The organism is Marinomonas sp. A3A, assembly GCF_018336955.1.
GTDB classification, from domain to species: domain Bacteria; phylum Pseudomonadota; class Gammaproteobacteria; order Pseudomonadales; family Marinomonadaceae; genus Marinomonas; species Marinomonas lutimaris.
Genome location: NZ_CP025532.1, coordinates 314,829 through 337,294, shown reverse-complemented (window position 1 = coordinate 337,294; position 22,466 = coordinate 314,829). Strand labels below are relative to the sequence as shown.

At 44.8% G+C, this 22,466-nt stretch carries 17 protein-coding genes and 1 riboswitch; of the genes, 9 read left to right on the top strand and 8 right to left on the bottom strand.

Annotated features, from left to right (window positions below; all coding sequences use genetic code 11):
- The 5 genes from CYL31_RS01470 to CYL31_RS01450 form a co-directional block, all read right to left on the bottom strand.
- Positions 1-2,151 carry a dihydrolipoyl dehydrogenase family protein gene (locus CYL31_RS01470; RefSeq protein ID WP_212917237.1) on the bottom strand — a complete coding sequence of 717 codons (2,151 nt, stop codon included), beginning with the start codon at positions 2,149-2,151 and terminating at the stop codon, positions 1-3.
- Positions 2,152-2,338: 187 nt separating this feature from the next.
- The gene (locus tag CYL31_RS01465) at positions 2,339-3,556 is read right to left on the bottom strand and encodes an MFS transporter (protein ID WP_212917236.1); all 1,218 of its coding nucleotides are present in this window, start codon (positions 3,554-3,556) and stop codon (positions 2,339-2,341) included.
- 144 nt (positions 3,557-3,700) lie between these two features.
- Positions 3,701-4,684, bottom strand: a complete 984-nt coding sequence (locus CYL31_RS01460) for a GlxA family transcriptional regulator (protein WP_212917235.1) — start codon at positions 4,682-4,684, stop codon at positions 3,701-3,703.
- 3 nt (positions 4,685-4,687) lie between these two features.
- Entirely contained in the window at positions 4,688-5,590 is a 903-nt protein-coding gene (locus CYL31_RS01455) for an EamA family transporter (protein ID WP_212917234.1), read from the bottom strand.
- Positions 5,591-5,735: 145 nt separating this feature from the next.
- Complete coding sequence (locus CYL31_RS01450) at positions 5,736-6,662, bottom strand: DMT family transporter (RefSeq protein WP_212917233.1); 927 nt, start codon at positions 6,660-6,662, stop codon at positions 5,736-5,738.
- 117 nt (positions 6,663-6,779) lie between these two features.
- Positions 6,780-6,974: riboswitch (FMN riboswitch) on the bottom strand.
- A 232-nt stretch (positions 6,975-7,206) separates the two neighbouring features.
- Here CYL31_RS01450 and rarD point away from each other — a divergent pair.
- From rarD to CYL31_RS01425, 5 genes are all read left to right on the top strand, one after another.
- Positions 7,207-8,121 carry an EamA family transporter RarD gene (gene rarD / locus CYL31_RS01445; protein WP_212917232.1) on the top strand — a complete coding sequence of 305 codons (915 nt, stop codon included), beginning with the start codon at positions 7,207-7,209 and terminating at the stop codon, positions 8,119-8,121.
- Between the two features lie 169 nt (positions 8,122-8,290).
- Complete coding sequence (locus CYL31_RS01440; RefSeq protein WP_212917231.1) at positions 8,291-10,279, top strand: phosphatase PAP2 family protein; 1,989 nt, start codon at positions 8,291-8,293, stop codon at positions 10,277-10,279.
- A gap of 229 nt (positions 10,280-10,508) precedes the next feature.
- Positions 10,509-10,946, top strand: coding sequence for a hypothetical protein (locus tag CYL31_RS01435; RefSeq protein WP_212917230.1), 438 nt, complete (start codon positions 10,509-10,511; stop codon positions 10,944-10,946).
- A gap of 134 nt (positions 10,947-11,080) precedes the next feature.
- The gene (locus tag CYL31_RS01430; RefSeq protein ID WP_212917229.1) at positions 11,081-11,887 is read left to right on the top strand and encodes an ATP-grasp domain-containing protein; all 807 of its coding nucleotides are present in this window, start codon (positions 11,081-11,083) and stop codon (positions 11,885-11,887) included.
- A 145-nt stretch (positions 11,888-12,032) separates the two neighbouring features.
- Positions 12,033-13,412, top strand: coding sequence for a histidine-type phosphatase (locus CYL31_RS01425; protein WP_249411657.1), 1,380 nt, complete (start codon positions 12,033-12,035; stop codon positions 13,410-13,412).
- A gap of 95 nt (positions 13,413-13,507) precedes the next feature.
- On the opposite strand, the gene CYL31_RS01420 is transcribed toward CYL31_RS01425, so the two are convergent.
- From CYL31_RS01420 to CYL31_RS01410, 3 genes are all read right to left on the bottom strand, one after another.
- Entirely contained in the window at positions 13,508-13,978 is a 471-nt protein-coding gene (locus CYL31_RS01420) for a hypothetical protein (protein ID WP_212917228.1), read from the bottom strand.
- Between the two features lie 193 nt (positions 13,979-14,171).
- The gene (locus CYL31_RS01415) at positions 14,172-14,414 is read right to left on the bottom strand and encodes a DUF1272 domain-containing protein (protein WP_212917227.1); all 243 of its coding nucleotides are present in this window, start codon (positions 14,412-14,414) and stop codon (positions 14,172-14,174) included.
- Positions 14,415-14,532: 118 nt separating this feature from the next.
- Positions 14,533-16,518 carry a HAMP domain-containing methyl-accepting chemotaxis protein gene (locus CYL31_RS01410; RefSeq protein ID WP_212917226.1) on the bottom strand — a complete coding sequence of 662 codons (1,986 nt, stop codon included), beginning with the start codon at positions 16,516-16,518 and terminating at the stop codon, positions 14,533-14,535.
- A 307-nt stretch (positions 16,519-16,825) separates the two neighbouring features.
- Here CYL31_RS01410 and CYL31_RS01405 point away from each other — a divergent pair, with 307 nt between their 5' ends.
- The 4 genes from CYL31_RS01405 to CYL31_RS01390 all read left to right on the top strand — a co-directional run bounded on the left by CYL31_RS01405 (position 16,826) and on the right by CYL31_RS01390 (position 22,457).
- Positions 16,826-17,851 (top strand): LacI family DNA-binding transcriptional regulator, encoded by a 1,026-nt coding sequence (locus tag CYL31_RS01405; RefSeq protein WP_212917225.1) that lies wholly within the window; start codon positions 16,826-16,828, stop codon positions 17,849-17,851.
- A gap of 185 nt (positions 17,852-18,036) precedes the next feature.
- Positions 18,037-19,068, top strand: coding sequence for an ABC transporter substrate-binding protein (locus CYL31_RS01400; RefSeq protein ID WP_212917224.1), 1,032 nt, complete (start codon positions 18,037-18,039; stop codon positions 19,066-19,068).
- An 84-nt stretch (positions 19,069-19,152) separates the two neighbouring features.
- Positions 19,153-21,387 (top strand): ABC transporter permease, encoded by a 2,235-nt coding sequence (locus CYL31_RS01395; protein ID WP_249411656.1) that lies wholly within the window; start codon positions 19,153-19,155, stop codon positions 21,385-21,387.
- The gene (locus tag CYL31_RS01390) at positions 21,384-22,457 is read left to right on the top strand and encodes an ABC transporter ATP-binding protein (RefSeq protein WP_212917223.1); all 1,074 of its coding nucleotides are present in this window, start codon (positions 21,384-21,386) and stop codon (positions 22,455-22,457) included. The genes CYL31_RS01395 and CYL31_RS01390 overlap by 4 nt, the downstream gene beginning before the upstream one ends.
- The last annotated feature ends 9 nt before the right edge of the window (positions 22,458-22,466 follow it).

The following is a 22,466-nucleotide window of genomic DNA, read 5'->3' as shown; positions in this document are numbered from 1 at the left end:
TTAACCTCGTCGCCAAGTGTGGTATTTTTCCAGCCAATTCAAAATACGCTGTGGCGCGTGAGCACGCTTCCATTCACCTGCGGCGTATTTGTTGGCTTCCGCCCATGTTGGATAAGTATGAATCGTGCCGAGGACTTTATTCAGACCAAGACCATGCTTCATCGCCAGTACAAATTCTGCCAACAAATCCCCAGCGTGTTCGCCAACAATGGTCACGCCCAAGATCTTATCTTTGCCCGGCACCGTCAGCACTTTGACAAAGCCTTTTGCCGCACTATCGGCAATGGCGCGATCCAAGTCATCCAATTCGTAACGCACCATTTCATAAGCAATGCCTTGGTCTTTGGCGTCTTGTTCACTCAAGCCCACTCGCGCCACTTCAGGATCAACAAACGTCGTCCAAGGAATCACTCGATAATCGACACGGAATTTTTTCAGAGATCCGAACAAAGCATTTACCGCCGCGTACCAAGCTTGGTGAGCCGCAACGTGAGTAAACTGATAAGGGCCTGCCACATCGCCCGCGGCAAAAATATTGGGATAGAGCGTTTCCAGATAATCGTTAGTGACGATGGTACCTTTAGTCTCAATGCCAAGGTTCTCCAAGCCATAACCTTCCAGACGCGCTTCGCGGCCAACTGCACAGATGAGCGCATCAAACTCAATGATCGATTCTTGTCCATCATGCTCAACGATCAAACGCTTCACCTCGCCTTCTTTTTCACAACGTACGGCACTGTGAGAAGTCAGCATGATTACGCCATCTTGAATTAAGCTTTCTTGTGCCAGCTTGGACACTTCTTCGTCTTCTCGGCCCATAATACGAGCCGAGCGTTCCACTTGTGTAACCTTGGACCCTAAACGAGCAAAGCTCTGCGCTAATTCACAACCAATCGGGCCACCACCTAAAACCACAAGGCGCTTCGGCGGCTCATCGAACTTAGCAAAGGCGTCCCACATGGTATCGCTGGTGTAATAACCCACCTCGTCTAAACCTGGCAGATTCGGCACAAAAGGGCGAGCGCCGGTTGCCAACACAATACTGCGCGCCGTCAAACGTTGCGTGTCGCCTTCATGTCGTTGAATTTCTACCGTCCAAGGGTCAATCAACTTGGCGTAACCCTGCACCACATCGACACCCATTTTGCTGTAACGCTCAACGCTATCGTGAGGCTCAATTGTCGCAATCACATCGTGGATTCGCTGCATGACTTTTTTGAACGAAAACGTCGGCTCGCTGCTGTTCAAACCATAGTTTTCAGCATGGCGCATTTGATGTGCGACTTTCGCACTTTTGATCAATGCCTTACTCGGAATACAGCCGTAATTTAAGCAATCACCTCCCATTTTGTTAGCTTCAATCAAGGTCACTTTGGCTTTCACTGTGGCTGCAATGTAAGCACTCACTAAGCCACCAGCCCCAGCACCAATAACAATCAAATTTCGATCAAAGGATTTTGGCTTGGTAAATCCAGCATAAACGCGACGCGCTTTCACTACATCGACTATTTTTTTCGCGATAAGAGGAAACACTCCCAACAAGACAAAAGACAATAATAACGAAGGCGATAAAATGCCCGACAAACTCTCTAACTGACCCAATTGAGTCCCTGCGTTAACGTACACCAAGGTGCCCGCGAACATACCCACTTGGCTGACCCAGTAAAAAGTAAAAGCACGGATGGTCGTCAAACCCATCAGCAAGTTAATCAAGAAAAAAGGGAAGATAGGCACAAGACGAAGGGTGAATAAATAAAAGGCGCCGTCTCTCGCAATGCCTTCGTTAAAGGCTTTTAAACGATCACCAAAGCGTTTTTGCACTGTGTCTTGAAGTAGATAGCGAGAAACCAGAAACGCCAGTGTTGCACCAATGGAACTGGCAAAAGACACGATCAGCGTGCCCCAAGCCAAACCAAACAAAGCACCAGCCGCCAATGTCATGATCGCCGCACCAGGCAAAGACAAAGCGGTAACGACAACGTACAACAGCAAAAACGCACCACCAACCAATAACGGACTCTCATCACGCCAAGCATCAAACTGCGTAAGGCCAGACTTCAAGCCTTCTAGCGTTAATAGCTGGTGTAAATCGAAATAGAAAAAGCCCGCCGCCAATGCTGCAATGAGTACCAGCAATCCAATTTTTTTCATTAGTAGAACTCCGAAAGAGCCTTGCGACTCGGGGAAAATACAATTAATCAATTCGTTAATGGTATTTAGACAGAATACAGACTGGAATTATTACAGCAAGAAGGATTATTTTTTCAATAATCCACTAAGAGCAGAAAATGAAGCCGCGTCTGACAGACTCAAACGCGGAAAACAGAAAAATCGCGGCTTATAAAACGGCTTTAATACGACCAGCCCAAAGGCTAAATAACACACCAAAACAGCAAATACACAAAATTAATATGACCAAGCCAGAAAGACCATAAATCGCGATTGCCGTTGCGAACGTCGGTGGCCCAACCGTCGCACCAATATTACCAAACTGAGCAAGTAAGCCATAACCTTGCGCTTGTTCACTTGGGTTACGAGCAAGTGTTGGAATCATCGCCAACGCAGAGCCAGGTACCATTCCTAGAAACAACACCATCACACCAACCACAACACAGAAGAGTTCAGCCGAGCCACTGATTAATGACAAAACTACCGCACTGCTGGCAACGCCAAAATACGCCATCAATGCGACTCTTTGCGGACGCATCAGATATTGCGCAATGGCGCCCGCCAAAAAAGTACCGCTAGTACTAATGAGTGGCAACACAACCATCATCAACTTCTGTAGTGTCGAATCGCCAATCAAACCAGGCACGTAGGTCAACACAGACACAAGTGTGCAGGTATAAAACAAGAACACACAACTAGGCAATAAAGCGCGAGGATTACGATAAATTTTTATCATCTGTCTCAAGAAGCCATCCTGCATTTCTGTCACTGGTACCAAATCCAAAACCGGATTTTTTCTTAGCTTGAAGAACAACACCACACCGATTGTGGTGATAAAAACGCCATGGCTTAAAAATAAAGTCTGCAAACCATATTGATCTAAAATATTCTTCCCAGCCCAGCCACATAACGCAAAAGCAACGCCAAAGAAGGTGCCCCAAATCCCCATGGTCAAAGACTTGTGTTGTGGCGCACTTAACTTGGCAATCAAAGTTGGTGCCGCGACAACCACACCTAACTGAGAAAAGCCTTCCAACATGCGTGTCACAAATAACAGATTAAAAGGCGGCAGAGTGGATTGAATCAAAGACAAGCAACCGCCTAGCAGTAAAGCGCCCACCAATACCTTCAAATAGCCAACTCGACTGGCAATCATGCCCGCCGACACACCAAACACCAAACCAGCAATCCCCACTGCGGAAAGCGCCGCTCCTGTTGACGTCGCACCCATTTGATAATGCTCAAGCAAACCATCAAACGAAACAGAGAACTTGGCAAACTGCATCGCCGCAGAAATACCCGCGATCCAAAGTAAAATGACTTCCAGCCACTGGGTTTTAGGCTCAGTGATTGAGAAGTTATTAGAAGTAGAGGAAGAGCTGGACATTGATTTTCCTTTTAACAATATTAATCAAGCCATATGCACATGAAGAGATACAAAAAGCTGACCTAGTGGACAATTTATGGGCGCTATTCTAAAGCAAAAAGCACCAAAGATGGGCAGGTATTTCTAATAGATAGGGAAAAATGATTATTGCTTTTCTCGATAGTGAGAAGGAGGAAGTGAGTGATGTCTCGCCCAAAGTCGACGAAACTGCCTTGGATCGTCGAAGCCGCAACGTTCTGCGACATTTTCTATAGGCAGAGAAGAACTTTGTAAAAGTTGCATTGCTAAAGCAAGGCGCAGTTTATGAATATATTCTCGTGTCGTCACTCCCGCGCTTTCTTTAAACAAGCGCACAAGGTGTCGCGGGCTACATTGGGCGACCTCAGCTAAACATTCCAATGACCAATCACGAACAGGATCAACCTGAATAGCATCTTGCACACGATGTACACTTTGATGGAAGTGATTGCGGTTTTCTAACCACGGAGATTGACTCGGATCATTGGGGCCACGACGAGAAAACAGCACCATATGACGCGCTACCTGACTCGCACAATTAAAGCCAAATTCCTGTTGTATTAGATACAGAGCTAAATCAATACCTGCCGTCACACCAGCACTGCTATAAAAATCACCATCTACAGTAAACAATCGATTAGCAAGCACCTTAGCGCTAGGCGCTGCCTCTTGCAGTTCGTCTATATGCATATGGTGAGTCGTACAGACTCGTCCGTCTAAAAGACCAGCCTTAGCAAACAATAAAGTCCCCGCACAAATACTAATATAGCGGCCAATACAATGTTTCTGCTGACCTAACCAGTTCACAGTTGCTTCCATGCAAGACGAATCCAAATCAATGAATTCACCCGCCAAACCGGTACTTACAACCCAGCTATTAGCCTCTATAACATCGGGTAATGACGCCACTTGAATAGTCAAACCCAAGGTATTTTCAACCTTTGTTTCGGGGCCAACAAAATGCAATTCAAATTGCCTCTGCCCCTCAAACTCAACTCCTGAAACAAAACGATTTGCATATTGAAAGGCTTCCGCTGGGCCAATCGTATCCAACAAAACGCTATTTGGTAGCATAATAAAATAGACATGAATCTTAGCTATCGCGGACACGCTTTATGCCTCTTTAAAGATTGTTTTTAACTGATAAAAGAACCGAGTACCAAAGGTATTAACCAACAAACCAACCAATACAAAACAAACACCGATCCATTGTAGTGGTAATAGACTTTCATCCAATATTATCGACGCAAAACTCAAACCCACGACAGGCACACCCAAGGTCAAAGGCGCAACCTGACTGGCAGGATAACGGCTCATTAAATATCCCCATAAAGAGTAGCCTAAAATAGTCGCTACCAAAGCAAGATAAACCAAAGCGCCAATAGACACCCAACTCATACTAAGTAAAGCCGATTGCATCAACTCAGGCCCTTCCATAAACCAAGAGCAGACAAAAAAAGGCAAGGGCGGAACCCAAGCACTCCAAATAACCAGGTTCACATTTACCGAAAAACCTTTCTGGCTCATTGTACGAGCGCTAATATTGCCCATCGCCCAACTGGCGGCGGCAAACAAAGTCAGGACAAAACCAAATAACGTCATATCGCCTACGCCAGACACCAGCGCAATCATCAGCAAACCGCTACCGGCTAACGAAATTGCCAACACTTGATGAAAACGCACACCTTCTTTCAGAAACACCAACGCAAATACCATGGTAAACAACGCCTGAGACTGCAATACCAAAGACGCCAACCCAGCGGGCATACCATTCGCCATCGCCATAAACAAAAAGGCGAACTGCATAAACCCCATTGGTAGCGCATAAATGCACCACCACTTCAGCGGAATATTTGGCCGCTTCACCAACAAACATCCCACAAACGCCACAGCTAAAAACCGCAATCCACCCAACAACAACGGAGGCACTTCACCAAGGCCAAAAGAAATCACCACAAAGTTTAATCCCCAAGCGAGGATAATAACCAGAGCCAATACACTGTCTTTAAACGTCATAATACGTTCCACCATTAAATTTGATAGAAGCACTATAAAATCGCAACTTAATCGAAACGAGGGCAGACCGTAGGGTCAAAAAGGACATGACAAATGGTCTGACAGATAATCTCCCAGACCATTTAAAAATAAGTAATAAAAACTACTAAACCGCTGTCGCTAGTTCCGCTTTTCTCAGTTCTTTCATGCGCAAGCCGATGTTGCCAAGAATTAACATCAAGCCGCCGATGATTTGATAAGCCGTTAAGCCCATATCAAGGAAAAGCCAGTTGATGGCAGCGGCGAATACAGGGAAAGACAGTTCAGCCAAGGTAGCAAGTTGCGCGGGAACCGTTTTCAGCCCTTGGTAATAGAACCACATGCCGATAAAACCACTGAGCAACGCCATGGCAACGGCAAGACTAAGATCAATCGATTTCATCGCGACCAAGGTATCAGACTGTGATAACGCCATTGGTAATAACACCAATAATCCAGCCACAAAACGGCCTGACATGATCGCGTTGGCTGGCATGTGTTGATAAGACAAATACTTGCCACAGACCGTTGCCGCCCCCCATGCGATGACCGCAATGAGCGTGTAACCATAACCTTTTAAAATGCTCGTGGTGTCGCTTGAATAATGCCATTGTGCGTCACCCAGTTGACGTAAGTCTGGCCACATCATCACGAAGCTGCCTAATAAGATGACCGCTGCCCATTGCACAAAGTGCCCTTCAATGCGTTCTTTTAGCAACCAATAAGCCAACAAAATTGCCACGATTGGCTGTAATTTTTGCAGCAAGATCACCACAGTTGGATTCAAGTAATGAAAGGCTTCGGTAAACGCCAAGGTACCCATTGCAGAACCAATGCCGCCAATAAAAAACAAGCACGAAAAGCCGCCTATCGACATATGACGATAAACATGGCGGTAGCGCCATAGCATAGGACTGACAAACAGCACTAAGGTAAGGTGTTCGATTAAAACAATTTGCAGAGTGGAATAACCCGCACCCAGCAAGGGGTAACGAATTAAGGTATCAAGTGCCCACGTGAAACACGCGATCATGATAAAGAAAGTGCCTGCCATCTTTGGTTTCTCCAAATATCAAGATGTACAGGGGTGATGAGAACAAATACTACCAAGATCTGTACGCAAAAAAGCACAGCTCAGAAGCCCCTGAAAAACAGGCGCAACAAAGGCTTGGTCGATCTTCTATCATCCGGACTATGACCGTCGGCTCTGGAGTCTCACCAGATCTGCTGACCCTTGCTCCTTAAAAGGCATTTCTTAAGATGCTTTTCTTAAGTAAGAAACAAGGCGCTCGCGGGCTGTTTACTGGATTATTCAACCAAGCAAATTACCGCCGGTGGGGAATTTCGCCCCGCCCCGAAGTTCGATTAATGTAAAAAATTACTGTCTAACTTTAAACCCATCATCCTGCTTAGGCAATGAGTTCGGCGTTCACACTAATAAAAGAGTCTATTTCAAATATAAAACCTAGTGAGGCCTTTGTACTAAATTGCTTTGTAGTATATTGCGAGCAAAGGCCCAAACAAAAATCTGACCATTTAACCAGTATTGATATACACTCTATTTCCTAAAAAAATAATCATTGAACAGGACGGCTTCAATGCAAACTTCTTCCAAAAGTGGCATTTTTTACGCGTTAACGGCGTTTATTTTATGGGCCATCGCGCCAATCTATTTTAAAGAAATGTCGTTTGTCCCTGCCCAAGAAATTCTCGCACATCGTGTTATTTGGTCATGCCTGCTGGTTCTTGTGTTAATTATTCTGCTGCGTTACACCAAGGCATTAAAAACCGTACTAAGTTCGCCCAAGACTTTATTAGCTATGCTGGTTTCGACCGTGCTTATTGCTTTTAACTGGGGTACTTTTATTTGGGCAGTACAAAATAACAAGATGCTCAGTGCTAGCTTGGGTTATTACATCAACCCTCTCATTAGTATTTTATTAGGCGTGATTTTCTTCAAAGAAAAGTTAGATATAGTCCGTAAGGCCGCGGTGATTTTATGCTTCTGCGCGGTTGTTTTTGAGGTCATTCAATTTGGCTCATTGCCTTGGGTCGCTTTATCACTCGCTATTACTTTTGGTTTTTATGGGCTAGTGCGTAAAAAAGTAGCCGTCGATAGTTTCACAGGGATGGCTATTGAGACCGCTATTTTATTGCCTTTCGCTCTCGCCTATTTAATGCTCAGCGACTCACCAAGTGCCAATATGTTTGAAAACAGCAGCACTGTAAATTGGCTGTTATTCGCCTCAGGGCCAATTACCATGGTGCCACTAATGTGCTTCGCAGCCGCTGCGAATCGAGTGAGTATGGTGACGCTTGGCTTCTTCCAGTATATAGGGCCAACTGGCATGTTTTTCCTAGCAGTATTTCTGTACGACGAGCCACTCAGCCCTGAAAAATTCACCACCTTTGTACTGATCTGGTCAGCGCTTGCCATGCTAATTGTGGATTCTATTCGCCGCATTCGCAAAACCAAAGCTGCAAAACTGATTACCCCGAAAGAGACTATCTAAGCTTTTCGAAGGAGATGACTCATGATGAGTTATTTCCTCTCATAAAACGTTAATAACCCTAATGTAACCTGTAAGTGAGATGTATTAATAAATAGAAAAATGGAGACTCTAGCTTATGAAAACAAGGCACTTAAACGTTAACACGGTCCTAAAACCTATGGCTTTAGCCATGAGCACCATAGCGCTACTTAGCGCCTGTGCAAGCCAACAAAGCACGCAATCAACAAGCGCTTCACCCACAAATATGCCAACAGGTCTGGGTTATGAGCAAAACGTGCCAGAGCCAAGCGTTTCCTTTCCTCTACCCGCCGTAGACAATATTGCAAACAACGGCAACGAGCATAAATACAATCCAGCCTATAATCCGATTCTTGTACTGCTTTCTGGGTTTAATCAGGTATGGACTCAAGGCGATGAACAATGGGCAAAAGGTGGCGCAAACAGCAAAGGTCCCGCGGATTTTAGTCAGGAAAAAATCCTCAATAAAACGGCTTGGCAAGAAAACATCGCTTATGTGGTGAAAGTGACTAATCATCGAACTTATCAGCAAACGCTGGATGCTTATTTAGATGATCGTCGCGATAAGAACTTCAGTGTTATCGATGGTTTTGGCCCGCTTGCTAATGCCTATATAAAAGGCGCTCAAGCAAATTCGAATTTATCTCTTCATACGATTAGCGATGTCACTAGAGCATCGTCCGATCCAGCTTATTTTGACGCCAACGCAACCCTAGATTATTCCGAAGGCGGTGACGATGACAAGGCAAAAGGCTTATCATCTTCTGAGCTAGGCAAAGTCGTTGATTTAGTACATTTGCTACGGGAAAGTTCAGCGTCAACCTCACCATCAAAGTATGTATTCTCTTCACCTCGCCCGTGGCGCATGAATGACAAAGGACAAGTCATCCCCTTGGATGCTAATAAAGATGGCGTGGCAGATACAGAAACTCTGGGTGATAAAACATTCGAGCTTTACGATACCAACGTCGCTATTGTTCCTTCACTTAAATATCAACGACGCAAAGCCCAAGATGGCCGACGCAAAGATGGCGCTTTCCCAAGTGGTCACACCAACGCAGGATACCTAGCGTCCTGGGCCTACGCATACGCTTTCCCAGAACGATTCGCAGAGATGGTCACTCGTGGCTCTGAACTTGGTGAGAGTCGTATCGTGGCAGGCATGCATTCCCCCTTCGATGTCATCGGCGGCCGTATTCAATCTCAAGTCGTTGCCGCAGCGGCACTGGCCAATAGCCAAAATTCTGAACTCAAGCAAGCAGCTTATGAGAACTCAGCAGACTATTTCTCTAAACTCTCTGGCAGCCAATCGCTTTACGAACTGGCTCACCAAGCGGACAACAATGATCGCTGGGCAGACCATGATCACAACAAAGCGCTATACCGCTTTCGCATGACTTATGGTTTTACTCAAGACAAGAGCAAAGTTGGTCAAGCGCCTATTGTGCCAAAAGGTGCCGAAGTTATTTTAGAAACTCGCCAACCTTATCTGACTGCAGAACAACGTCGCGCGGTGCTTTATACCACATCCATTGATTCTGGTTACCCGGTACTAGATGAATCAAATGGCTGGGGCCGCTTAGACTACGTGACAGCTTCCGATGGTTATGGCGCGTTTCTAGGCGATGTGACTGTCACCATGGACGCATCAAAAGGCCGCTTCAATGCTCATGATTGGTGGCGCAACGATATTAGTGGCAACGGCTTATTAACTAAGCAAGGCTCGGGCTGGCTAACCTTAACGGGGAATAATTCCTATGAAGGTGGCACAATTCTGAAAGAAGGCACGTTAGAAGCTCAATCAAGCAAAGCTTTTGGTTCTGGTAATGTGCTTGTAGAAGGCGGCTCGTTGCTCGTTAATACTGGGCTTACGGTGAATAATTACACTCAGCAAGACGGTGTGCTTACCTTGTCACTTTCACAAACTAAGCAAGAGCAACTAAAGGTAAACAGCAAAACAGTCATTACTGGCGGCGATATTGTCGTTAAACCGCAACATAGCAAGCCCGTTGCTGGAGATCGCATCAGGCTGATTTCAGCAGATCAATTTGAAGGAACCTTTGACAAAGTCATCACCGAAGGCTTTAAAGCATCAGTCCTATACGACGACACAGGACTGACACTGTTAGTCAAAGAATAACTTTCTAACCGATCAGAAGAAAAGGCGAGTCTAATCGTTCGTCTTTTCTTCTTTTTTCTCTTCGCTCCCTTCTTTGTGGCCATTATTTTTTGCGAGCAAGAACAATCCGTAAAGACTGCAGTTTCCCCGTCATCAACAAGGAAGCTTCGCGGTAACGTATTGATCAGTCTATTTATTCACTCACAAAGCCCTATTGTTAGGAATATCTCCAACAAGATGGTTTCTTCCAATGAGTATTAATATCCAAAAAACCTTTGCCAAAACATTCGCAACTATTTTCTTCACACTTTCGGGTTTCGTGGTGCTTGCCAGCTTTGGTGGCGCCATCAATGAATATCGTCACGGCGAAAGCCTTACCCAAGTTATCATCAAAATTATCAATTCCAACATCATTGCTATTGCCGTGTTTGAACTGGCGATGGTCATCAATAAAGAGTACGGCAGTGATAACGAGCATGACGTTATTGTCCTGCTCAGACGTACGTTACCGCGTTTTATAGGCACTGTGTGTGTTGGCATGGCCTTAGAAGGTCTCATCATGGTGATTAAATACAGCCAACTTGATATGGCAGGAAATTTGTATTATCCGGTGGCGATTGTCGCCAGTGCGGGGTTCCTGCTGATTTCTCTTGGTGTATTTCTCAAATATGCGCCTAGAGAACACTAATATTTGCAGAATAAAGATGCTAGAAAGAGAGTGTTTTTGGATCTAAAAAAATATGCAAAATCGCTCTCTTTTTTGTTTCTTTTTTAACCTCCAAGCCTCACAATCGCGGCATGTTTGGCTACTGATTATACATAATGAAGATCATCTCGTTTGACGCCCTAAGAACCCTCCACTTACCTCAGGTTAAATACATAAAGCCTGAATCCATGTACGATCATTTGGAGGAAATCAAAGAAGCCGATTGGCTGCTATTTCCACAATATTGGCAGCTCACCGCTTTGGTTTTTGGACTTAAGAAACGCATTTTTCCAAGCCTTGCGTCATACATGATTGGTCACGACAAGGTCGAGATGACGCGAACATTTCGTACTATCGCACCACAACAACATCCTTATACGATTATTTCCGCCAACACGCCTTATGAGGCGGAAAAAATTTGGGATGAAATGCCATCACCTTTTGTGGCTAAAATCCCACGCAGCAGCATGGGAAATGGTGTATTTCTCATAGAAACGATTGGTCAGTGGCGCGATTATGTTGCTCAAACCGATGTTTTATATGTGCAGGAATATTTACCAATAGACAGAGACATGCGCGTTATTTGGGTCGGCAATAAAATTGTCAGCGGTTATTGGCGTCTACAGTCAGACAACGGTTTCCACAACAACATCAGCCAAGGAGGCCAAGTAGAAGTCGCTCTGATTCCAAAAGAAGCCCAAGACCTAGTGACTTATTTGGCAGAATCATTGGACATCAACCACGCAGGGTTCGATATCGCCATGGTCGGATCTGTACCTTATGTGATTGAAATAAATCGTATTTTTGGCAATCAAGGTTTGCCAACTATTCAACAGGATGTGAATAACGAGCTGCTCAATTACCTAAATGAACAACATTTGTTAACAACCGCTATGTTAATAGATCAACCCAGCGGATTTTAAATGTGGCACAAGGTATGAACGAATAATCATACCTTGTGTAAAATAGTACACAAACTTGCTCACGAGAAATTTTTCGTCATCGTTGCGTCATATAATTCGGCTAAAATAACTGATACAAAAATCACTCGTTAGCAAGGACTCTCCTTTGAATACTAGAGCATTTATTCCAGTTATCGGCATGCTAGCATTAGCTGGCTGCAGCTCCTTTGGTACCACATCAAATACAGCGTCTGACACCTATGTTTATGGAACTAAATCCGTTTATGTTCCCCAAGACAGCGCTAAAAACTACAGCACCGTTCCAGCAAGCTACACACTGGTTTACACAGAGTTAGTAGCTCGGCACGGTTCGCGCGCGCTTTCTAGCCCTAAATATGACGACATCAGCTTGAAAATTTGGCAAGCCGCCAAAGAGCAAAACGCACTGACACCTCTAGGCGAGCGCTTAGGCGCTGAAATTGAGCGTCTCATGGCCGCCAACGTAAAAATGGGCTACGGCAACTTATCTGAGCTGGGCAATCAAGAACAAACTCAAATCGGTGAGCGTATGGCACAGCGCAACGCCAGCTTGTTAAATCAAGCCGTACAAAACAAGCAAAACATCGCCTTTGAGTATTCAGGGCAAGATCGTGCAAGAGACAGTGGTCTAGCCTTCGTTCAAGGCTTAGAAAACGTTAACCCAGCTTTAGCGCCACTGATCAGCAAACCCGTTAAAAATAAAGCTCAGCTGTACTTCCACAAGCAAGACAACAATAAAGATTATCAAGACTATAAAGATGAAAATCCGCAACTACGCGCAGCCATCGATCATCTATTTGACCAGCCGAAAACCCAGCAAGTCGCAAGAGAAATGCTAGAGCGTGTTTACACGCCAGCCTTTGTTGACCAGCTTGCCGAAGGCAAACTGTCTTTCGTCAAAGTTGGTAAGAAAAAACCAACCGTCTACAACGATGTGGAAGCGGCGATCCAACTTTTTAATCTTTACCTAATTGCTCCAGGGTTAACTGATGAAGCAGGCGAACAACCATGGAACTTCACCCAGTTCGTCACACCTAAAGAATCTCAATGGTTGTCTTATGTGTTGGACGGGGAAGATTTCTATGAGAAAGGCCCAAGCTTCTCTGATACCAATATCACCTATAAAATGGCGTCTGTTCTAGAAGATGACTTTTTCAATGAGATCAAAAGTGTTCAAGATGGAACAAACAACAAAGCGGCAAAAATACGCTTTGCCCATGCCGAAACGATTATTCCATTTGCCGCACAAATGCAGCTAAAAGGCAGTGAAGCTGGCGTGTCTCGTGACGCTGGCTATACGTTGCAAACTAGCCCTTGGCGTGGCGGTTGGGTATCACCATACAGTGCCAATATTCAGTGGGATGTTTATCGCAACCAAGCCGGTGGCTTGTTGGTGAAAATGCTTTATAACGAGAAAGAAACCGCCTTTAAAGACAGCTGTAAACCTATTAGTGCTGACAGCTATTTTTATCAATTTTCTGAGTTAACCCGCTGCTACGGTAAATAATGATTTGGTAAAGCAATACCAAACCTTATGATCAAAAAAATAGCCATGATGCTTCTTCGCACCATGGCTATTTTTTATCCTAGAACTCATAAAAGTCACTGAACTTGTCTTGCCATGACGATCATCTTATCAAGTGCTGTGTGCAATGGCTTAGCAACGTCAGGTCTAATCCGAGAATTTGCCGTACAATCATTAATAGCTGCGGCATATTCTGTGAAGAGTTTTTTCTCTGTGTAACGCTCACTAAGATGCTTAAAAAAAGTCGCTCTTTGGCGATCAAACAGCTTTTGCATTAGCTTGGCTTGCGCTTCATTTCCACCATACATGCTTAATAATTTTGGCGTAATAACGTCATTTTGAAGAAAATCTTTATAGGCAGACAAGCCGCTATGAACCACGGCCATATCTTCTACTGCATGATGGCTAGCAAAGTTATCTAATTTGGCATCAACAAAATCCACCAGAGCCACGCAAGAATTAAGCTCGTTAATAGAAGCATTCGCCGCCAATAACGCAGGTGAACAGAGTAAATTGATGGCAAAAATGAGGTTTTTATATACCTTCAAAGCCCTTCTCCTTTCGTCTTATTATTATTGTAAAGCGGATCAAACGCTCAATAGACGACAAAGCATCACTTGCATAAAATAACACTAAGACGAGCGTAATCAAGAATATCTTGTAAATAGTTATCGACACTACTTCGATATTCTAAACCGCTAAATACACAAATAGCATGACGTCTTCAATATGTCACCGCGGCTATTTGGCTTTACAGTCAGAAATTACGCGTTCAGTAGAAGGGGGATTGTTCGTCAATTTATTCGCCGGACGAATAGGTCTTGGGGCAAAATTACCACCGCAGTTTGGACAACGGCCATTAGGAAGCATTGTATCGACACAATCGAGACAAAAGGTACATTCAAAACTGCAAATCATTGCATCTTCGGCGGACGGGGGTAAATCTTTATCGCAACACTCACAATTAGGCCTTAGTTCTAACATACATCTCCCTCCAACTTATTTAAGCACGAACAGATTAGAAGCAAGCCAACATAACATGAAGAACACCACTAAAACCTAAGACCTTAGTGGTGTTCAAAAAAACTAAATAATGGTCAGCTTAACTTGCCAGTGTAAAGCGCGCCATCGTCTGTTTCATCGCGGCGCTTTGCCCGCTTAGCTCTTCGGCTGCGGCAGCACCTTCAACGGAACCCGCTGCATTTAATTCTACAACGTCACCAACAGAAACCATGGCACGGCTCACTTCATTCACAGCCAAAGCTTGCTCACCGCTGGCAGAGGCAATTTTCGCAACAATAGCCGATGTTTCATTGATACCATCAAACACAGCTTGAAGCGATTTATTTGTGCTTTCAGCAATAGAAACACCGTTTGCCGTCTTAGACGATGATAGCTGTATTAATTTCGCCGTTTCGGCCGCAGCCCCAGTGCTTCTAGACGCCAAACCTCGCACTTCATCGGCAACCACAGCAAAGCCTCGTCCTTGCTCTCCGGCTCTGGCAGCTTCAATCGCCGCATTAAGCGCCAGTAAATTGGTCTGCTCGGCTATCTCATCAATGGTTTTGATGAAGCCAGCAATACTTTCTCCAGCGTCTTTAATTTCGTTCATTGCTATGACCATTTCTTGCATCTGAGCTTGTCCTTCAACTACTGCTTTTTGAGCAGTTTCGGCTAGCAGATTGGCTTCTCTAGCATTCTCGGCATTTTCACTGGTTTGCACCGATAGCTGCTCTAATGCTGCAGAGATAGTCTGCAAATTATCCTTCTGCTGCGTCGCGCCTTCAGCAAGAGAATGGCTAAAAATGGACACTTGCGAACTACCTGCGGCAATTTGATCTCCAGCATTTTGAATATCCATAAGAATCGTATTTAGGTTTTTCACCATATCTTGCAACGCTTGCCCAAGGCTGTCTTTCTCTGAAGCCAACACCACAGTAGCTGTCAAATCTCCATCGGCTATTTTTTGTGCTAAAACCGCCTTAGCTTTTAGGCTCTTCACCATGTTTCGGATCGCCGCATATAAACTCGCTTCTTGCTCGTTATTATTTGGCAACCGAATTTCTAAATCGCCTGCTGCGACACTGCGAACTACATTGGTCACCAACGCAGGATCACCACCTAATTGCGTTGTTGTCGCACGAGTAATCAACCATGCCACAGCGCCACCTAACAGAATGGCAATCACCACAAGCGCTTCAATAACATAAACTGCCGTCGTATTACTTGCTACTAACTGAGGCCCTAACAAGTCTTGTTCTTTCTTGATAGATAGCTTGAGATCTTCAGTCATATTGGTAACAACAGAACCGACAGGGTTTAACGTCTCATTGATAATTGCATTACGCGCTACAATCACAGAAACCAACTCGGAAAAGGCCTGTTGATATGTCGTAACATCTTGAATAACTGTACTTAACAATGCTTTACGGGATGGATTTTTTAATTCACTTTCTAGTGTTTTTAATTGTACTTCAAGATCCGAAAATTCCTGATCGACTCTATCAACCGCATCTTGGGCATTGGATTCCAAAAACTTCATGACATATAAACGCGCTAGCAACAAACTTCTTGTTGCTAATGACGCATTGTAAGCAGCGGACATATCACCATCATTTTTTGCAGAGACCAGTATTTGAGTAAGGTTTTTCTCTATGGAAGGTCCTGAAACACTCAATATATTATTAAACAATTCGTTTCTTCGTGCTTTAAAAGCGACTACCTTTTCAAAGCCAGTAACGTAATTGTTTAATGAGTCTTCTAACTCACTGATTATTTTTATATCTTCAGGGCTATTAAGATCACTCGACGCGTCGTTGATTAATGTCTGAGTTTTTCCCCAATAAACATCAAATGCCTCTTTGTCTTTTTCATTGCCCGTTAAAATGTAGCTTTTCTCTTCCATTCGAGCCATCAGCATATTGGCTTGAACCCTGCCAACAGCGTTAGTTGCTCGCGCCAGAGAACGATACTCCTCAAAACCATGCGATGCGTTGTTTAACGCAAAATAGGCCGTAGATCCGACTAAGGCTAAAAGAATAATTACAATGGAAAAACCTAGATATAATTTTTTTGCGAAGGTGAGCATATCCTTTAACCCCATTTTGAATAACGAGACGTCCGTTATTCAAAAATAGAAGGTCTTATCTAATGTGATGCGAAAAAATTGTATTTATTTGTAATCGACACCTTCAGAGCACTAGAAAGCCTTTTTTATGCTAACGAACACTTTGACAAAATTGTTACTACAGATTTAAAAATAACCTTTTTTGTCCCAAATGTTTTAACCTGACAGCTTATCCATAGGTGCGCGACTTATCGTTTGTATCATAGGCATAACAAGTCACCACAAAATAACACAAGCTTTCTTGAACAAAATGGATCAGAGCAAACACATGAACAAACGCAATGCCACTTCTGCTGATGTCGCTATTTTAGCGGGCGTATCGCAATCTACTGTATCACGTAGCTTTGACCCCAATAGTCGAATCTCAAAAACTACTCGCCAGCGAGTTTTTACCGCAGCCGAACAGCTGGGCTATCAAATCAACAAAGCCGCACAAACCATGATAAAAAAACGTAGCGATCTCGTTGGCCTTGTCACGGCTGGTTTAGAAGATCCTTTTCGCTCAGAGTTCCTACATAAGTTGATCGTTGAAGTGCAAAATAGCGGGCTTCGCCCCATGGTCATGGATGTGTCTGATAAAGAAACTATAGACGAAGAGCTACACGGACTGATTCAATATCAGCTTAGCGGTGTGATAATTACCTCAGGGACACCCAGTGAAAACATTGGAAAAGCCTTTATAAGACACGCTATTCCCGTGGTATTGGTAAATCGTACAGAGCATTCCGATGAAGCAGACATCGTTAATTTAGATAATGAAAGTGCTGGAGCCATGGCGGCTGAAGCGTTTATAAAATCAGGTAAAACTAACCTTGTCGTCGTACGATCTAAAAAGCCAAGCTTCAGTAGCGTAATGCGCGTCAAAGGTTTCTTAAATTATTTAGCGCCTTTCCTAAACAGTGAAAAAGTTCGAGCTACAGAAGTGTTGTGTGAAGCTGGGAATTATGACAGCGGTTATCAAATTGCAGACAAAATCTTAACCTCACAACATAAACCGGACGGCGTTTTTTTCTGCATGGATCATATTGCCTGTGGCTTTCTAGATGCCGCTAAGCTATTCGTAACCGCCAAAGAAATGCAGTCTATCGGAGTCATTGGCTGCGATGACATAGCCCTAGCCAGCTTTAAGGCCTATGACTTAACGACCGTTAGACAATCTTCAACCGAAATAGCAAAAGCTTCGGTGCAGACCCTATTAAACCGATTAAAGTCCCCAACCTCAGTACCCAGTAAGCAAGCGATTCCCGCGGAACTAATCTATCGCTCTACTTTAGCCAAGCCCATAACGAACTAACGTAGAAAACAAAACATACTATTTATACCGACCGAAATACGTTACCTATTGACCACAATAGAATTTTTATTTCACCTTAAATTATTTTTGAAATTTACCTTTCGTTATCGAGATTTGCCTAGTATGCTTATTTTGTTGTTCATACGTATGCACAACTATTTAAAACATCAGGAGGCAATATAAAAATGAAAAACTCTCCATATATCCTTAGCCTTGCTTTCGCGACAGCGGCGACATTTTGCGCCGCACCCGCTATGGCCAAAGGTAAGCTAAATGTTCTTTGCTCCACAGATACCGATTGGTGTAGCTTGATGGAAACAAGCTTTGAAGCAGAAACAGGTATTGATGTCTCTCTTATTCGTAAGAGTTCTGGCGAAGCTTATGCACAGCTACGTGCTGAAGCTCAAAATCCCAAAATTGATATTTGGTGGGGCGGTACTGGCGATCCTCATCTACAAGCCGCAGCGGAAAAGCTCACTCAAGTTTATAAACCTAAAGCGCTCCCAAACCTAAGGAATTGGGCACAAAACCAAGCGAAAGTATCGGGCTACCGCACTGTCGGGGTTTACGCTGGTGCACTGGGTTTTGGCTACAATGAAGATATCCTAAAATCCAAAGGATTGCCTGCCCCACAATGCTGGAAAGATCTAGCCAAGCCGATTTACAAAGGGGAAGTGCAGATAGCCAACCCGAACTCATCTGGCACTTCGTACACGGCTCTAGCGACCTTTGTACAAATGATGGGAGAGGATCAAGCTTTCGATTTCCTTGCTCAACTGCATAAAAACATTAACCAATATACAAAGTCCGGCTCGGCGCCGATTAAAGCCGCGTCCAATGGAGAAACCACCATCGGCATTACTTTTATTCACGACATAGTAAAACAAGTGAAAAAAGGCTACCCAGTTAAAGCCGTCGCGCCTTGTGAAGGTACAGGCTATGAAGTGGGCTCAATGAGTATCGTCAAAGGTGCTCGTCATCTGAAAGAAGCGAAAATTTGGGCTGAGTTTGCCTTGCGCCCAGATATTCAAACCATGGCTGAAAAAGCCAATGCTTACCAAGTACCATCCAATAAGTCAGCGACAACACCACCGGGTGCGCCTGACTTCGATACGCTAAAACTGATCGATTACGACTTTGCCAAATACGGCTCTGCGGACACGCGCCAACATTTGCTGCAACGGTGGGACAATGAGATCAAATCTCTACCTCGTTAATCATTCAGACGAACCTTGGTTTTCCTGAGATCTGCTGGGCCTTAGTCCCGGCAGAGACTCAAGTTACTGTTTGGAGTATCGATCGTGAAACACTCTTTTATTCCGTGGCTGTTACTCGGCTGGATCGGCTTTTTGCTGATGCCGTGGTATCTGCTCGAAGATGGCTTTTGGTCATTTGTCTGGTTAACCGACGGTTATCCTACTGACCTCTACTACGCTCCTGCGATTCTGCAAGGCTTGCTTGGTGATAAGCTTTGGTTGCTGCCATTAGCCTTGCCTTTAATTGCGCCTTTGCGCCTAATTTCATTAACGAAAAGCGACCCTAGATACAGCCGCTATCTAATCTATTCTGGCGCTTTTGGCCTTATCTATATGATGGGCCAAGGTTTCGCCATTGGCGTCAGTGGTTGGCAATTTTCAGGACTGGAATCCTTATTTGGCGAACTAGAATACCAACAGTATGGTTTTGGCTATGGAGCCATGCTATGTGGTTTGTCCTTCCTGATACTTTTAACCACTGGACTTGCTGCTACAGGCTTTTTGAAAGGTGATGTCTTTGTCACCGGAAGCATTGGTTTGATCGTCGCGTTGGTTGGCTTATTTGTATTTTTCCCTGTCAGCCAAGTATTAATTAGCGCCTTTATGAACAATGACGGCATGTTTGCTCCAACGGCGTTTTTCGGTAAGTTCTTTAGCGATAATATTTGGTCGTTGTCGTGCCTCAGCGGTGGCTACGCTTGCGGCACTGCGTGGAATTCCCTAACGCTGGCAATTCTGACAGCAACATTAACAACCTTGCTAGGCTTGTCTTTTGCGCTAGTCGTCACCCGCACTGGGTTTCGCTGGAAAAGATCCTTACGTCTGCTCACTGTTTTACCTATTATCACACCACCCTTTGTTATTGGCTTAGCGCTGATTCTATTATTCGGACGTTCTGGCGTAGTGACACAATTCTTCGCTGATGCTTTTAATATTGAACCAGGTCGATGGCTGTATGGCATGCCGGGAGTATTACTTGCTCAAGTATTATCTTTTACACCGATTTCCTTTTTGGTATTGATTGGCGTGGTGGAAGGCGTTAGCCCTTCTATGGAAGAAGCCTCTCAGACCTTACGTGCCGATCGTTGGCGAACCTTTATCAATGTGTCACTGCCATTAATGCGCCCTGGTTTAGCCAATGCATTTTTACTGGCTTTCATTGAAAGTTTGGCCGATTTCGGTAATCCAATGGTACTTGGTGGTGACTTTGATGTGCTTTCCACCGAGATATTCTTCGCCATCGTCGGCGCCCAAAACGATCAAGGTTATGCGGCTGTCCTCGCCATTCTATTGTTGATTTTCACTCTAAGCGCATTTTTCCTTCAGCGTCATTGGATCGGCAAAAAATCCTATACCACAGTAACGGGTAAAGCAGATTCCGGTGCTTACATGGGCTTAAACCACGGAATGAAGTTAGCTTGCTACATGACGGCCCTGCCTTGGGCAGCATTAACCATCGTCATTTACGGCATGATAATGTTCGGTGGTTTTGTACAAAACTGGGGCTACGATAACAGCTTTACCTTGCAGCATTATCAAGACGCTTTTTCTGTCGGATGGGGCGAGTTTGGTGTGATCTGGGAAGGCGCAGCATGGGATTCCTTATGGACGACGCTAAGCATTTCCGCCATTGCAGCACCTTTCACGGCCATCGTTGGTTTGTTGACTGCTTACTTGTTAGTACGCCAGCAGTTCAAATGGAAAAATGCCTTCGAGTTCGGCACCATGTTGAGCTTTGCAATTCCGGGTACTGTTATTGGTATCAGCTATATTCTTGCCTTTAACGTGCCGCCGCTAGAGCTTACTGGCACAGGCGTAATCCTGATTATCTGTTTTGTTTTCCGTAATATGCCAGTTGGCGTACGTGGCGGTATTGCCGCCATGAGTCAATTAGACAAGAGCTTAGACGAAGCCTCGCTCACCTTAGGTGCAAACAGCTTAATGACCTTCCGACGCGTGATACTTCCTCTGCTACGCCCTGCCATCATCGCAGCTTTGGTATACAGCTTTGTGCGCGCCATTACCTCGGTCAGTGCGGTTATCTTTCTTGTCAGCGCCGATCACAATATGGCGACCTCTTACATCATAGGCTTAGTGGAAAACGGCGAGTACGGCATTGCAATCGCTTACTGTAGCGTGCTGATTTTAGTCATGTTGACGGCCATTATCGCTATTAATTTATTTGTTGGGCAACGCCGCCTACGACGCACAGATTCGATTTCTCATTCTTCCAAATCATCGGCTACTTCAAGCCCTTCTCTTAAGGAGAAACACGCATGAGTCTCCATTACAAACCAGGCTCGGTGAGCTTTGAAAACGTCATTAAAACCTTTGGCAATGTTACGGCCATTGATAACGTGTCTTTCACCATAGAGCCAGGCAATCTTGTCACCTTATTAGGGCCAAGCGGCTGTGGGAAAACAACTACTTTACGCATGTTGGCTGGGTTAGAACACCCCACTTCTGGCCGTATTATGATAGGCAATAAAGACGTTACGCATCTACCTGCAACTGACCGAGACGTCAGCATGGTGTTTCAATCTTATGCTTTGTTCCCGCACATGACAGTGGCCGAAAACGTTGCTTACGGCTTAAACGCCAGCGGTGTTAATAAAATCGAAGCCAAGGAAAAGAGCGAAGAAGGATTAGAGCTGGTTGGCTTGGCAGGCTACGGGCAGCGTTACCCGAGTGAACTATCCGGCGGTCAGCAGCAACGTGTTGCTGTGGCTCGAGCACTAGTTCTAGAACCTGAAGTGCTTCTGCTAGACGAACCGCTATCAAACCTAGACGCCAAATTACGTCGCCATGTTCGGGAAGAAATTCGCGAACTTCAGCAAAAAATCGGTTTAACCGCGGTTTATGTGACCCACGATCAAGAAGAAGCGCTGGCTGTATCGGATCGCATTATCGTAATGAATCGCTCAGTCATTGCCCAAGAAGGTAGCCCACGTGAACTCTACGAAGCACCTGCTTCAAGCTTTATTGCTGATTTTATTGGTGACGCCAATCTCATCGAGGCGGACATCATCGCCACCGACGGGCAGACCGCAGACGTTGCCGTTGGCACGCTACGCTGTTCTTTACCACAGCGCGGCTTCAGCAAAGGCCGCGTGCAGCTAGCAGTGCACCCAAGTTCCGTACGTTTATCCATGCGAGACCAACAGTCTAGTGGGCTCACTGGCACCGTTAGACGAGCCACTTATTTAGGCAACCAAATGCAATACGATGTTGATTCCGAAGTGGGTAACTTATTCGTCGTCGACTATCGTGTTGAGCAAGCAATTCCCGTCGGTTCCGATGTGTCTATTGCGTTTTCAAATCGCGGTCTTGCGTTAGTTAAGACAGCTTAGAGTGGAGAG